14 protein-coding genes are annotated in these 14,258 nt (G+C 63.5%); 8 read left to right on the forward strand and 6 right to left on the reverse strand.

Features of this window, described 5'->3' with window-relative positions; translation table 11 throughout:
* Nucleotides 1-254 precede the first annotated feature (254 nt).
* The 5 genes from RPG13_RS27620 to RPG13_RS27640 all read right to left on the reverse strand — a co-directional run bounded on the left by RPG13_RS27620 (nucleotide 255) and on the right by RPG13_RS27640 (nucleotide 5,187).
* Nucleotides 255-1,064, reverse strand: a complete 810-nt coding sequence (locus RPG13_RS27620) for a formylmethanofuran dehydrogenase subunit C (RefSeq protein WP_337126515.1) — start codon at nucleotides 1,062-1,064, stop codon at nucleotides 255-257.
* Nucleotides 1,061-1,969, reverse strand: a complete 909-nt coding sequence (gene fhcD / locus RPG13_RS27625; RefSeq protein ID WP_337126517.1) for a formylmethanofuran--tetrahydromethanopterin N-formyltransferase — start codon at nucleotides 1,967-1,969, stop codon at nucleotides 1,061-1,063. Before fhcD ends, RPG13_RS27620 begins: the two co-directional genes overlap by 4 nt.
* Nucleotides 1,957-3,588 (reverse strand): formylmethanofuran dehydrogenase subunit A, encoded by a 1,632-nt coding sequence (locus RPG13_RS27630; protein WP_292711468.1) that lies wholly within the window; start codon nucleotides 3,586-3,588, stop codon nucleotides 1,957-1,959. Before RPG13_RS27630 ends, fhcD begins: the two co-directional genes overlap by 13 nt.
* Nucleotides 3,582-4,688, reverse strand: a complete 1,107-nt coding sequence (locus tag RPG13_RS27635; RefSeq protein WP_126105438.1) for a tungsten formylmethanofuran dehydrogenase — start codon at nucleotides 4,686-4,688, stop codon at nucleotides 3,582-3,584. Before RPG13_RS27635 ends, RPG13_RS27630 begins: the two co-directional genes overlap by 7 nt.
* A gap of 118 nt (nucleotides 4,689-4,806) precedes the next feature.
* On the reverse strand, nucleotides 4,807-5,187 hold the full coding sequence (locus RPG13_RS27640; protein WP_095489038.1) for a 4a-hydroxytetrahydrobiopterin dehydratase: 381 nt from the start codon (nucleotides 5,185-5,187) through the stop codon (nucleotides 4,807-4,809).
* 159 nt (nucleotides 5,188-5,346) lie between these two features.
* Between RPG13_RS27640 and RPG13_RS27645 the strand changes: the two genes are divergently transcribed.
* The 7 genes from RPG13_RS27645 (at nucleotide 5,347) to fae (ending at nucleotide 11,915) form a co-directional block, all read left to right on the forward strand.
* On the forward strand, nucleotides 5,347-6,315 hold the full coding sequence (locus tag RPG13_RS27645) for a beta-ribofuranosylaminobenzene 5'-phosphate synthase family protein (RefSeq protein WP_292706108.1): 969 nt from the start codon (nucleotides 5,347-5,349) through the stop codon (nucleotides 6,313-6,315).
* A gap of 39 nt (nucleotides 6,316-6,354) precedes the next feature.
* Nucleotides 6,355-7,248 (forward strand): NAD(P)-dependent methylenetetrahydromethanopterin dehydrogenase, encoded by an 894-nt coding sequence (locus RPG13_RS27650; protein ID WP_292220433.1) that lies wholly within the window; start codon nucleotides 6,355-6,357, stop codon nucleotides 7,246-7,248.
* Entirely contained in the window at nucleotides 7,226-8,374 is a 1,149-nt protein-coding gene (locus RPG13_RS27655; protein WP_337126518.1) for an ATP-grasp domain-containing protein, read from the forward strand. The genes RPG13_RS27650 and RPG13_RS27655 overlap by 23 nt, the downstream gene beginning before the upstream one ends.
* Nucleotides 8,371-9,327, forward strand: coding sequence for a methenyltetrahydromethanopterin cyclohydrolase (mch, locus tag RPG13_RS27660; protein WP_095489035.1), 957 nt, complete (start codon nucleotides 8,371-8,373; stop codon nucleotides 9,325-9,327). The genes RPG13_RS27655 and mch overlap by 4 nt, the downstream gene beginning before the upstream one ends.
* Nucleotides 9,328-9,413: 86 nt before the next feature.
* A complete protein-coding gene (locus RPG13_RS27665; protein ID WP_442921399.1) occupies nucleotides 9,414-10,370 on the forward strand; it encodes an ATP-grasp domain-containing protein in 957 nt (318 codons plus the stop codon).
* Between the two features lie 63 nt (nucleotides 10,371-10,433).
* Nucleotides 10,434-11,240: a triphosphoribosyl-dephospho-CoA synthase gene (locus RPG13_RS27670; protein WP_337126520.1), complete on the forward strand. Its 807-nt coding sequence runs from the start codon at nucleotides 10,434-10,436 to the stop codon at nucleotides 11,238-11,240.
* Between the two features lie 168 nt (nucleotides 11,241-11,408).
* Nucleotides 11,409-11,915 (forward strand): formaldehyde-activating enzyme, encoded by a 507-nt coding sequence (gene fae, locus RPG13_RS27675; RefSeq protein WP_127205802.1) that lies wholly within the window; start codon nucleotides 11,409-11,411, stop codon nucleotides 11,913-11,915.
* Between the two features lie 253 nt (nucleotides 11,916-12,168).
* On the opposite strand, the gene RPG13_RS27680 is transcribed toward fae, so the two are convergent.
* Nucleotides 12,169-12,870: a HisA/HisF-related TIM barrel protein gene (locus tag RPG13_RS27680; protein WP_337126521.1), complete on the reverse strand. Its 702-nt coding sequence runs from the start codon at nucleotides 12,868-12,870 to the stop codon at nucleotides 12,169-12,171.
* 47 nt (nucleotides 12,871-12,917) lie between these two features.
* Between RPG13_RS27680 and RPG13_RS27685 the strand changes: the two genes are divergently transcribed.
* On the forward strand, nucleotides 12,918-13,952 hold the full coding sequence (locus tag RPG13_RS27685; RefSeq protein ID WP_337126522.1) for a hydantoinase/oxoprolinase family protein: 1,035 nt from the start codon (nucleotides 12,918-12,920) through the stop codon (nucleotides 13,950-13,952).
* Nucleotides 13,953-14,258 lie beyond the last annotated feature (306 nt).

The raw sequence follows: 14,258 nt of genomic DNA on the forward strand, positions 1-14,258 counted from the left end.
CAATGTTGATATTTTGGGCATATTGACGCGAAAACGTTCTGCTGGAGAAACGCCGAGATAGCCTCATTGCCCAATAAGGCGGCATTGGATTAGGTTGTGGAGTGGTGTGGTTTCTTCCAAAACGTCGCAAAGCCAAACGCTGCGCGAAAATATCTCGCGGGAAGAAAATCAGCTATTCAACCGGAACATGCAGCCGCAATTTGCGGATGTCGGCTGGAGCATGGCGCTGAAGGCATTTGCGTAATCAACACGCCTCAGCGAGGGAAAAGAACCTCACCCATTCCAAGCACCGCGTTGTCGCCGCCATATTTTTGCGGCGCATTGCCCAGAAGCGGCCGTTTCAAAATACCCTCGGCGATCAGATGGCGATCGACGATGGCGGCAAAAACGCTCTCCGGCGCGCCGCATTCGACGAAGCTCGGCGACAGGCTTTTCGGCACGCGATCGAGCAGGATCGAGCCGCGACGCATCAGATAGCCGGGCATTTCGCCGGTGCCGCCGGCCACCACCAGCGTGCCGGCGATCATGCGGCTGCCGGCATTGTCGCCTGAGCCCTTCAGCACCGCGATCAGGCCGCGCCGCATGCGGTCGGCGGCAAAAGCGCCCGCTTTGCCCCTGACGATCAGCACGCCGCCATTCATGCCGGCAAGCTCCCCGGCGAGCGGCGCGCCAAGGTGATCGCCGGCGTTGCCTGTTATTTCAATCCTGCCGCCGCGCATTCCGGAGCCGGCATGTGGACCCGCATTGCCTTCGATCGTCAGCTTGCCGCCGCGCATGGCGCGCCCGGCCTGGGCGCCTGCATTGCCGACAATGCGAACCGAACCGCCCCGCATGCCTTCCGCCACGCGGTCGAGGCGCGCGCTTCCACCTTCGAACACGATGTCCAGCGCATCGTTGCCGGCGACGCGAAAAATATCGCCGACCTGCGATCCATGCTTCGACATGCCGATCTGGATTCTTTCGATATCGCGCCTTTCGATCCCGGCAAGCCGCTCCGGCGTCAGCGGCGACAGGTCGAGGCGCTCGGGCGGCTCGGCGACTAGGGTGAAGGTCAGTGCCCTCATGGCAGCATATCCTTCAGCGAATAGATGAATTTTCCGAGCTTGCCGCCGTAGTTGCCGGCGCTTATGCGAACCGCGCCTTTCTTCGGCCCAAGCCCGATGACGGCCTTGATGCCGGCCTTCATCGCGGCGGCAACGGCGTCGTTGGTCTCGCCATCGATGACGATTTCCAGGACGGCGTTGATGTCGGGACCGAGCTCACTTCTGACGACACCGCGCAGCGTCGGCGCGTAGGCTTCGTTGGCCGAGGCGATCATGCCCTTGTATTTACCGCCGATCTTGGAACCCGAACGGGCAATGCCGCCCGGAAACGGCACGATCGCGCCGGGCACCAGGCCTATCGCGGCGACCGCGGCCTCTGCGGCAACCAAGGCCTTGGCGCTGCTTTCAGCCATGACGAAGAAATTGCCGCCGCCGACGGCATCCTTCGTCAGCCCGGTCGTTGCTTCGCACAGGAATTCGCCATCCATGACGGGAACGCGCCAAAAATGCCGGCCGCCGATTTTCTTGGAGATCTGCCAGCCGTCGCCAAAATAACGCAGCGCCGAACCGAGCTTCAACTCGGCGCTGCCCTCCAGTCCGGCGAAGCAGGCGGACCCCGGCGAGGTCAAGACACACTGGCCGACGCGATTGAGCAGTTGTTTCTGCAGTTCGTCGGTTCCCATCGCGAAGATCATCACGCGGCAGCCGGGCCGGCCATCCGGTGTGGTCGATGGCGGCAGTTCGACATCGATTGCCGCTTCGCAGCCGCAGCCGATCACCGAGGTGGCAAAGCCGGTCATGGTGACCGCCGCCTGGCGAGCCCATTTCCGGTTCGGCGCGGTGATGACGATGGCGGTCGCGCGCATGCCGAAAGCCTCGGCAAAGGTATCGTCGATCACTATGCCATTTACACTCACGTTCGGCATGAAACCTCGCCGAATGGCTGTTCGCGCGCGATCGCGGAATCCGGGAAATTGAACCAGTCCAGCGACAGGCCGTAGCGCTGCTGGTGATAGTCCTCCAGACGCCGCACCATCGCCTTGTCCGGCGACGGATTGAGCCTGAGCGCCTTGCCCCAACGGTAATGGGTGATTTCTCCGTCTTGCACGACGAGATCGCCATCCTTGAAGACGTATGCCGCCTGCCCCAGCATTTTCGCGACATTCCCGTCCCTGCGGTAAACAGCGATGTCGGCTATGGCGCCGGGCCCGAGATGGCCCCGATCCGTCAGCCCGAGCAGCTTGGCTGGGGCGGCGCGCGTCATGATGGCAATTTCCTCGAACGTGTATTCGCGATCGATTGCAGCCAGGGTGGAGAGCGCCATGGCGGATTTTGGAAGTCCGGCAATCATTTCGGTGCGTGCTTCCCTGCTCATCAGCAGCTCGAACAGAGCCGGGTAGACGGTAAACGGCGCGCCGTTCGGATGATCGGTGGTGAAGAAGACACGCCAGGGATCGTCGATCAGGAGAAAAAGCTCGAGCCCGATCGCCCACTGCATCGCGCCATAGAAATCCTTGCCATAGCTGTAGGGCACGATGCCGCCGCCATTGCCATCGCCGTCATGGATGACGGATTTCTTCGGGCTCGCACTGCCACGCGCCGAAAACTGCCGCATGACGTCGGAGGAGACGGTGACCGTCTGGCCGAACATCACCTGGCCGATATCGATGGTAACCTCCGGCGTCGCGTTGACCAGTTCGGCGAGACGCGCCGCGGCCGAGGAAAACCTGCGCTTGCCTTCCGTGCCGTAGCCATAGAACTGGAGATGGGCGAGGTGCAGCGGCAACCCTTCCGCCGCCGCGATCGTCGCGGCCGCCGTATCCGCCGATCCGGGGCTGCCCAGATTGTTGCAATGGACATGCAAAGGATGCGGGACGCCAAGGCTGTCGACGGCGGCCTGCAGCGTCTTGACGATCTTGCGCGAGCTGACGCCATAGGAAGGCACCACATCGTCCAGCGAGAAGGTGCGGACGTTTTCCTTGAAGGCCGCCGCCGCGCCGGCGTTGATCACTTTGACCCCAAGCGCCCGTGTCGAGGCGACTGTCCAGGCGACATAGTCCTCGATCATTTGAGACGAAGCGTCGTCGCGGATCATCGACAGCAGGAAATCGTCGTTGCCGAGAATGGCGAGCGTCGCCTTGTCGATGATCGGGATGTCGGCCAATTCGAGATGGGTGTGAAGTGCCGCTCCCGGCGACATAGCCGGCTCGACGACCGTGGTGAAACCCATCTTGGCGTAGAGGCAGCCGGTCTGGAAGGTCGACCAGCCGGCATTGGAGAGCGGCGTCGTCGCCGGCCGCGCCTGATGCGCGGCATGCTGCTCGGGCAGGAGCAGCCGTGCCGTGTTCACATTGCCGCCACCGATGTGGGAATGGATGTCGATGGCGCCCGCCATCACGACGCAGCCGGCAGCGTCGATGGTCCGGTCGGCAGCGCCCCCCGCCGGCGCCGCAACGATCTTATCGTCCCTGATCCAGAGGTCGCCCTTGCCGAGACGACCGTTGACCGGATCGATGATGTCGCCGCCCGCAATTTTCGTCAGCATGGCAACGCGGCCTCGGCGGAGACATGACTGGCGACCAGGCGGATGACAGTCGCAGCGGAGGGCAGTTCGGACGCCGCTCGCGCATCGATCGACCTTAGCGAACCGGTGCGGCTGGAATAGACCACCGCCTCGTGATCGACGCCCGCTTCGCCGATGGCGATGGTGACCGCAGCGCCCGCGACCGGCTTCTGCGTTTTCGCCAACGCGATCAGCGCCATGCGGTTCCTTTTCTTCTGCGGCTGGACAATTGAGGAGGAGATCCGCAGGTGCAGGTCGGCTTCGCCGGCAGCGATCATGCGCGCGACATCGTAACGCCAGGGATCGAATTCCGGGAAGCCGCGCGCAAAGCCCGTGCGCAGCGGAAAACCCGCCATCCAGGTCGAGGCGAGCGCGCTTCCCCATCCGTTTTCGCGCGCCGGCAGATGAAGGCCGGATGCGCGTGATTTGCGGTTGAGATCGGCGATCAGTCCTTGCAGCATCTCCAGCGCCAGCCCTTCGGTTGCGTCGCCTGAAAACAGGAAGACTGGAAAATGCGCAGCCTCCAGGGCTTTGGCGAAATCGTCGAAGTTCGACACCGGCTGCGAAGTCTGACGCCCCCTGCACTGCGTCCTCAGCGCCGCCAGCGTCGCGCCGAGGCTTGCCTCGCCGCAGGAGAGGAGCGTCGCCGTCCGCCCGTTGCTCAACGGCGGCGCAGACGCCCCGTTCGACCCGACCAGAAAGATTTCACGTTGATTCTTGCCTGTGAGATCGGGGGCCGAGAGATCGGGAACCGTGGCCGAGAGCTCGCCGACAAATTCATGATGGATTTGCGGGAGTTCGCCCACGATCACCACGACATCGGCGCGCCGGCGCGTCTCGCCGGGCGCGACGGTCATCGCGCCTTTGTCGGTAAAAAGCGCGGTCTCCCGGGAAACTGCCGCGCCATCGGCATGATCGTATGCCGCGCCAACCCGCTCAGCCAGCGCGATCGCCGCCCTGGTGCCGTGTATATCCGTATCCAAGCTGAAAACCGGGCACCGGCTCGACCCCAACAACGCAGCGGCATGTGCAGCCGCGCGCTCGACCAGCGTTTCCCGGTTGCCGATCCAAGCAACCGCCATTCACTACGCTACTTTCTGGTGCCGGCCCGATCCTAGACGAAACTGGATCGGCCGTGAACCCCGCCTGCCAGCAGATTAGCGAATGTTTTCATACGCCATCAACAAATTCCGACCGCGCTTAATCATATTTGATGTAAGCGAAGCGCTGATCGGTCGGCGGAGTGCCTTCCAGCGCGCCGCCTTCCTTGGCCGGCTGCCACTGGACAACATCCTCGATCTTTTTGGCCAGCTCGAAGTCTTTGTCGGTGATGCCCTTCGCTGCATGGTTCATCAGGCGCACCTCGACCCAGGCATAGGACGCCGTGATGTCGGGATGGTGCCACGCCGCCTCGGCGAGATGGCCGACCGTGTTGATCACCATCAGTGTCGATTTCCAGCTGTGGGTCTTGTATTTGCGCCGGATCCAGCCGTTCTCGTAGCGCCATTTCGGCAGCTCCTTCTCGAGCCGGTCGGCGATCTCGGCTTCCGAATAGACCTTTTCCTTAGCTGTCTCGCTCATCTCGACCTCCGCGAATGGCCCGGTCCGTTTTCGCGCCGGGGCCAAAGAAGATAAAACGAATGCACTCTCTCCGGCTTGCCCCTTCTACGAAAACAGCTATCATGGCGACGGGCACCTAAACTTCCATGATGCGTCTATGATGCACCCATCGGAGGGTAGATGTCGAATTCTGTCACCATACGAGTGCCCTCCCGCCTGCACCTTGGCTTCCTCGATCTCAATGGTGATACCGGACGTCGCTTTGGCAGCGTCGGGCTACCTCTGAGCGAACCCGAAACCGTCGTCACCCTGTCTCGATCCAGCGAGACCATCGTCGAAGGCCCCGAGAGCCGTCGCGCCGGCGAACATTTGTCGACGCTCTGCAGCCATCTCGGCGTTCGCGGTCAGCACCGGCTGGCGGTCGAGCAGTCGATCCCGAGCCATGCCGGCCTCGGCTCCGGCACGCAGATCGCCCTTGCCGTCGCCTCGGCGCTGCGCACGCTCCACCAACTGCCTCTCGATATCGGCGGCGACGCGACCCTGCTCGATCGGGGCGGCCGATCCGGCATCGGCATCGCCAGTTTCGAAAGCGGTGGTGTCATTGTCGACGCCGGCAAGGACGACAGCGGCAGGCCGCCGCCGGTCGTGGCGCGATTGCCGTTTCCGGAAGAGTGGCGCGTCATCCTGATCCTCGACCATGCCGGGCATGGACTGCATGGCGATGCCGAGATCGCGGCGTTTCGCTCGCTGCCGCCCTTCCCGGCATCCGGCAGCGGCGAGATCTGCCGGCGGGTGCTGATGGGCATGATGCCGGCTCTGGTCGAGCACGACCTTCCAGCCTTCGGCGCCGCCGTCGCCGCGATCCAGATGCTGATCGGCACCCATTTCGCCCCGGCGCAAGGCGGCGTTTTCACCTCCAAGCGGGTCGAGAGGGTGGCCCATGCTCTCAATGAAGCAGGCGCCGTCGGCATCGGCCAGAGCTCGTGGGGACCAACAGGGTTTGCCTTCGCCCCATCGCAAGACGCCGCGGTCAGGTTCGTCAGCGCGGTTCAGCAGACAGTTGAGCACGGCATCGGGATCAGGATCGTCAAGGGCAGGAATTCCGGCGCGAAGATCAGTTCGACCAAACTTGATCTCGTCGGCAGCTGACGGTTCGGCAACGATCAGGTTCAAGAAGAAAGGCGAGAAATGGCCCGCAAACATATCCTGCACATGCTGACGCCGTTGAAGCACATGAGCCCTTTCGACGTGAACATGGCGCTCGATGCAGGCTTCGACGCCGTCGTTCCCTATGTCGATGTAAGCCTCGGCGAGGTGACAGGCCTCGTGCAGGACGCGATCTTTTCGCGCCCGCCCGATGCGGGGGTCGATACCGGCATCTTCATCGCCGGCAAGGATGCCTCGCTGGCGCTCGATATGTTCGATGCAGCGCGAAAGGCGATGGTGCCGCCTTTCCAGGTTTCGGTATTCGCCGATCCGGCTGGCTCGTTCACCACGGCCGCGGCGATGGTGGCCAAGGTCGAAAAAGCGCTGGAGAAGAAATTCGAGCGCGGGCTGAAAGACACCAGGATCGCCGTTTTCGGCGCCACCGGCGTCGTCGGCTTCTGCACCGCCGTCATCGCGGCCAGGGAAGGCGCCCGGGTCACGCTGGTGGGCCATGACGGCATCGAAAGGGTCGAGCAGATCGCGGCCGAGATCAAAAACCGATTCAAGATCGCCGTCGATGCGGCCGACGGATCGAGCGAGGCCCGGAAGACGAAGCTGGTCGAGGCGAGCGAGGTGATCCTGGCTTGCGCCAAGGCCGGCGTCCAGGTGGTCTCGAAAGCCCAGTTGAAAGGCGACGGCCTGCTCATTGCCGCCGACGTCAATGCGGTTCCGCCGGCCGGCATCGAAGGCGTGGCCGTCAACGCCAATAGCGATCCGCTCGAAGCGGCAAAAGCTGTCGGCATTGGTCCGCTTGCCATCGGCAACGTGAAATACAAGGTCGAATTCGGCCTCTTCAAAAGAATGATCGAATCCGAAAAAACCATCACGCTCGATTTCCAGGAAGCATTTTCCCTTGCACGCGAGATTGCCAAGTAACGCCGGATCCCTCCTGATCGCGGCGATTTCAGGCCGGGCGCTGGCTGCCGCTGCGCGCCGCGCCGGCTATCGTCCGCTGGTCGCCGATTTCTTTTGCGACACGGACACGGTCGCGCTCGCCGAACGCGCGACGTTGCTGCCGGGTGATCTGCAAGGCGGCATCAACGGGGAGCGCATCGTCGAGACGCTTCGGCAACTGGCTGGAGACGACCGGCCGGTCGCCATCGTCCTGGGCTCGGGCTTCGAGCGGATGACGGAGACAGTAGACGAGGTCGCGCGCCATTTTCCGCTCGCCGGCAATAGTGGCGCCGCGATCCGCAGGATCAAAGACCCGCAAATGCTGGCCGCCGATTGCGCCGAACTCGGCATCCCGCATCCGGAATTCCGATGGGACCGGCCGCCCGATCCGGAGAACTGGGTGGTCAAGACCGCGGGCGGCGCCGGCGGCACGCATATCAGACGGGCCACCGGAGAAACCCCGATATTACAGTGTCAGGCTCCTGGCGGCCGCTATTTCCAGCGTTTCGTTGCCGGCTGCAGCATCTCGGCTCTGTTCGTCGGCGACGGCCGAACCGCTGATATCGTCGGCTTCAGCCAACAATGGGCGTCCCCCGCCCCGGCAGCGCCCTACCGCTATGGCGGCGCCGTGCGGTTGCGACGCTTCGATCGCAGGCAGGCGGCGATGATCCGCGGCTGGCTTTCAGGTCTGGCGCGCCGCGCCGGCCTGGTCGGATTGTGCAGCGCCGATCTCATTCGCGGACCGGATGGCTACAAGCTCATCGAGATCAATCCGAGGCCAGGCGCCACGCTCGACATTTTCGACGATGCCGACGCGCCCCTGATCGAAGCGCATTTGCGCGCCGCCGCAGGCAAGGCCTACCGCCTGCCGCGCTTCATCGATTCGATGGCATCGATGGTGACCTACGCCGCGGCGCCGATCGCCCAGTTTCCATCGATTGCCTGGCCTGAATGGACTGCGGACCATCAGTCGCCCGGCACCCGTCTGATTGCCGGCGACCCTGTCTGCACCATCTTCGCGCGCGGTCCGAGCGCCAATTTGACCAGGCGGCTCATCAAGGGACAAGCCAGCCGATTGCAACACCAATGGGAAGGAGACCGGACATGAAAGACGGTTCGGCATTCCTGAACGACAATGCGCAGCGCATCATCGACGGCATGATCGGCAACGCCGAACGCCTGCGTATCGCCGTTTCCAGGGGGCCATTGGGCGAGTGCCTGATCGATGCCGGCGCCAAGGCCACCGGCGGCGTCGAGGCCGGGCTGCGCATGGCGGAAGCCGCGATGGGCGGGCTCGGCAGCATTTCGGTCTGCATGGACCGCGCGTCGGAGAAATGGCCGTTGACCATCGAAGTGCGGTCCTCGCAGCCGGTGCTTGCCTGCCTGGGCAGCCAGTATGCGGGCTGGAACCTGTCGAGCCAGGGCTATTTCGCCATGGGATCGGGACCGGCGCGGGCGCTCGCCCGCGTCGAGCCGCTGTTCGAAGCGCTTTCCTATCGCGACACCGCGTCATCCGCCGTGCTTATCCTGGAGACGGCCGAACCGCCGCCCCAAGCGATCGTCGAGAAGGTCGGCAAGGCGACCGGATTGCCAACCGAAAAGCTCACCTTCCTCTACGCGCCGACACAAAGCCTTGCGGGCAGCGTGCAGATCGTTGCGCGCGCGCTCGAGGTCGCCTTGCACAAGAGCAACGATCTCAAGTTTCCGCTGGAGAATATCATCGACGGCATCGGCACTGCGCCTATCCCCGCCCCCCATCCGGATTTCCTGACCGCCATGGGCAGAACCAACGACGCCATCATCTATGGCGGCAGCGTTCAGCTCTTCGTAAAAGGCTCGGCGAAAGACGCCAGGGAGCTCGCGGAGCGACTGCCGAGCCGCGCCTCTCGGGACCACGGCCACCCGTTCGCCGAGGTTTTCAAGCGGTTCAAGGGTGATTTCTATGCCATCGATCCGCTGCTGTTCAGCCCGGCCGAAGTGATCGTCACGGCGATCGAGACCGGCGACACGTTTCGCGCCGGCGAGCGTGATCTGCGGATGCTCGAACGGAGCCTCGGTTAGACCATGGCGGTGCAATGGATTCGTCTGTCATCCGCCTGCCGGGCCGCTCGCTCGCGCTTTCGGTATACCGGTATCCGGAGCGTGACATGATCCCCCGCATCCTGATCGTCAGCGACAATTCGGACGCTCGCGCCAAAGGCCTGGCGGCAAGGCTGGACAGGCGGGGCGCCGTTGTCGCAACCGTGCCGCTGGCGGCGATCGCGTTCGACACCGGCAGCCCGAGCGGACTGTCGATCCCCGGCTTCGACGGCGCGCTGCCCGATGCCGTGCTGGTCCGTTCGATCGCCGCCGGATCGTTCGAAGCGGTCACCCGGCGCCTCGGTGTGCTGCACGCATTCGCCAAGCTTTCCATTCCGGTGTGGAACTCCGCGCAGGCGATAGAACGCTGCGTCGACAAGTCGATGACGACCTTCCTCCTGAAGAATGCCGGCCTGCCGACGCCGCCGACATTCGCGGTCGAGGGACGTGCCATGGCCGAAGCGATCGCCGAACGCGAACTGCCGTTCACGCCGCTGGTGCTGAAGCCGCTTTTCGGCGCGCAGGGCCGCGGCATCAGGCTGATCGAAACATTGTCCGATCTCCCCGCCGACGAGGAGGTGAACAGCGTCTACTATCTCCAGCATTACGTGCCGCGTCCCGGGCCTCCTTTCCGCGATTTTCGCGTTTTCGTCTGCGCCGGCGAAGTCCTGGCGATGATGAGCCGGCGTGGCGACGACTGGATCACCAACATCAACCGCGGGGCGGTGCCCGAGCAAGTCTCGGGGCACGGCGAAACCGAACTGGCGGCGCTGGCAAGAGCCGCCGCCGCCGCTATGTCAGCGGATTTCGCCGGCGTCGATATCGTGCCGGCGGCCGACGGCAAGCTGTTCGTGCTGGAGGTCAACAGCATGCCCGCCTGGTCCGGGCTTCAATCGGTCGTCGCGGTGAACATCGCCGATGCGATTGCCGACGCCCTGCTGAAATTCCTGGCCGATCGCCGAGCTGATCGCCCAGAGGGGGCGGCGGCGCGCCCCTACCGCCTCACCGCGCCGGCGAATTCGTGACGAGCCGGTAGCATGGCGCTTTCGCGAGAACGCCTCCGGGTTGCCTACAAGGACGCCTGCCGGATGGAGATCGAGGCGCTGAAACCGGGCAACGTCCACCTGTTCGCCGACGGGCACGGCATGTCCGCCGCTCAGTTCATGATGAGCGCAGAGGTCTCGTCGGGGCCGCTGACCGATCCTCGCCTGCCGGTCGGACAGCGTATGCTGGAAGCCGTCCGCGCGACACGTCAAGCGGTCGCGACCAACACCAACCTCGGTATCATCCTTCTGGCAGGGCCCCTGCTATGCGCCGCCGAAATGACGGGCGCCCCACTGCACGACAATCGACTGCACGACAATCTCGACGCGGTGCTGCACGCGATGAGCATGGACGATACCAGGGCGGTGTTCGAGGCGATCGTCGCCGCCGCGCCGGGCGGCCTTGGAGAGGCCGCGAACGATGTGCGGCAAACGCCTAAGGTTCATCTGCTCGAAGCCATGCGGGAGGCGGCCGACCGTGACATGATCGCCCGCCAGTATGTTACCTGTTTCGGCGACGTGTTCGGCGTCGGGCTTGCGGCTCTGGAAGCGGCGCTGGCACGCGGGGAAGGCGGCATGTGGCCGACGGTGTTCGCCTATATGGCGTTTCTCGCCGGCTTCCCCGACAGTCATGTGATGCGCAACCATGGCGCTGAAGCCGCAAATCAGGCGCGGCAAGAAGCCCTTGCCGTTCAGGCGGCGCTCCATGCCAACGACGACGAAGCGTCACGCATTCGTCGGCTCATGGAACTCGACCGCCGGCTGAAGGCGGACAAGGTCAACCCCGGCACCTCGGCCGACCTGACCGTGGCTACTCTTTTAGTCCACCTCCTCGGCGTTCAGCTTGCATAATCGCAACGTTGGTGGTTGACTTTCAGGAGCGGAAGCTGGGCTTCCGCGGCTATCCAGCCAACCGGTCCGGATGTCCGGGCGCTGCCAACAAGGATAGCTGTCCATCGAGCGCTCGCTCGGTTTGCGGCGTCTTTGGACACCATAACTGTGTCTTGGAGGAAAATTGGCATGGCAAAGATCTCGAAAGTAATGGTCGGTGAATCGCTGGTAGGAGACGGCAACGAAGTGGCGCATGTCGACCTGCTCATCGGCCCGCGGGGGAGCGCGGTCGAAACGGCATTTTGCAACGCGCTTACCAACAACAAGGACGGCTTTACCTCCCTTTTGGCGGTGATCGCGCCCAATCTTCAGTGCAAGCCCAACACCGTGATGTTCAATAAGGTCACGATCAAGGGCGCCAAGCAGGCCGTGCAGATGTTCGGCCCGGCCCAGCATGCGGTCGCAAAGGCAGTGCAGGATAGCGTCGCCGAGGGGATCATTCCTGCCAGCGAGGCGGACGATCTGTTCATCTGCGTCGGCGTTTTCATCCACTGGGACGCGGCGGACGACGCCAAGATCCAGAAGTACAATTACGAAGCGACAAAGGAAGCCATCCAACGCGCCGTCTCGGGAACGCCGACGGCCGCCGAAGCCACGGATAAGCGGGACCAGGTGAAGCACCCGTTCGCGGCTTAGACAAGAGACAGCCCCGCACAGGCAAAACCCTCCGCTGAGCCGGATGGTCTGTTGCGCCGCCTGAAAAAGCTACTGGGCCTTTAGAGCATCGGACCCAAAGCCTGCCCTCAGGCCTGACCCGAGGGTCGGGAATCGTTTTTGGGAAATCCGATGCTCCAGCAAAGAGATAGAGCGGCGACACGATCGACTTGAGAGTTCGCCGCTCTTAATCTGAGGCACAGTTTCCGAGGCAGAGTTCGAGGTTACGCGAATGTCAGGCGCCAAGCGTCGCGAGGTGTTCGGGCGTGAGCGTGCCGTCGTGCAGCGAGGTCGCGACCAGCGCAGCAGTGATACCGAGTGACGAAAGGGCGCGAATGTCAGCCTCGTTGCGCACCCCGCCGGCCGCGATCACGGAGCGGCTTCCAGCCTTTGCCTTGATCGCCTCGAGCCGCGTGAAATCGGGACCGGAGGCGGAGCCGACCTTGGCCAGTGTCATGACGATCACCTTTTGCGGCCAAAGCTCCGGCTCGTCGAGAAATGATGCCGGACCGCGAAACCCGTCGTCGAAGAAATCCAGCGACAGGATAAGGTCTGGATGATCGCAAAAACGCCGGAACAGCGCGTCGTCTTGCTGCGATTCGGAACCCAGGACCGGGTAAAGACGACAGGGTTCGGCAAGTGCTGCCGAAAGGGTTTTCTCGTCGGCGATGCCGGCATCGACCCAAAGCTCCGGCGGCTCCGCCATCGCCTTCAGCCGGGCGAGCGCGCCACTGTTTGGCGTACCGCCTTCGATGGCATCCAGATCGGCGATATAGAAGGTCGGAAAAGGGTAAAGCCCGCGGAGGCCCTCAGTGACCGCGACGACATCGGAGCTTTGGCTGAGCGGCGTGACGATCGGCCTGTAGCGATCGCGTTTTCCTTGCTGGGCGCGGACCACTTCGCCGCCTTTCAGGTCGAGAACCGGAATGATACGCAACGCTTTTTCTCGCTAACCAACTGTCCCTTGTGATGAAAGCTTGAAGTGTGGAAAAAAGAAAGAGCATCGTTGCCGGCTTCGATATCGGCGGCGCGCATCTGAAGGTGACGCGCGCGGAAGACGGCCGCATCGTCGAGGCCGTAACGATCGCCACGCCGCTTTGGCTCGGGCTCGACAAGCTGACCTCGGCATTCGAGGAAACGGCTCCGATTTATGCGGGCGCCGATCTCAACGCATTCACCATGACCGGCGAACTGGCTGACATCTTTCCGTCCCGCGATGCCGGCGTCGCAGCTCTGCTGGATGAAATTTCAAGCCGTTTCCCCGGCGAAAAACTGATCTATGCTGGGCCGTTTGGCTTTGTCGGGGTCGAGCAGGCAGCGCGGCTGAGCATCGATGTCGCCTCCGCCAACTGGCACGCGACAGCGTCGCTGGTGGCCAAACTCGCCGGCGATGCCCTGTTCGTCGATATGGGCTCCACCACCACCGACATTATCGCCGTCAAGAATGGCGCCGTCGCCAATGACGGCTACACCGATGCCGGACGGCTGCTGACCGGCGAACTGGTCTACACCGGCTTCAGCAGGACGTTCCTGTTCGGTGTGGCCTCGTCGGCCCCCGTCCGCGGCAGGCTGACACCGCTGATGAACGAGTATTTCGCCTCGATCGCCGACGCGCACCGGATCCTGGGGGTGCTCGACGAGAAGGACGACAGGCACTCTACCGCCGACGGCAAGGAAAAAACGGTCGACGGTTCGATCGCGCGGCTGGCGCGCATGATCGGGCGCGACGCCGCCGACCTGACACAGCCGGAATGGCGTGAAATCGCGCGCTGGTTCAGCGAGCAGCAATTGCGCAAGATCCACGACGCAGCATCCCTTGTTGCCGGGCCCCTGGCTCGGGATGTGCCGATCGTCGGCGCCGGAACCGGCCGCTGGCAGATCAGGCGGCTGGCCGAACGCATGGAACGCCGCTTCGTCGATTTCGCCGAGATCATCCCCGCAGATGACGCCGTTCGCGGCGAAGCGAGCAGCGTGGCACCCGCGTCAGCGGTGGCGCTGTTGGCGGGATCTCAATTGTAGGCGCTATATCATGGCCATCCGATCAATCCGGGAGATGAGATACTGCCCGGCTTGAAAGATCTCAACCCGTACCAGTGCATCCAAAATCGGACCGCGCGCAGGGTCGCAGGGTGGAAAGCTGACGTTCGGCACCCGCTCGGCGCGTGTCCGGTTCGCGCCCCTTTCCAGCCGTTCGTCCAACTATCGCAAGTTCCTGAAAGCGGACAGTCTGCTTTCTCGAAGGCGATATCAGCTTGGGGGTGTGAAGCGGTCATTTCCGACAGTTAATCTCAAGCGTATGCTTGCGCCAAAAGCGGACTCACCTCC

Origin of the sequence: Mesorhizobium sp. ISC15 (assembly GCF_037162615.1) — a bacterium.
Classification (GTDB): domain Bacteria; phylum Pseudomonadota; class Alphaproteobacteria; order Rhizobiales; family Rhizobiaceae; genus Mesorhizobium; species Mesorhizobium mediterraneum.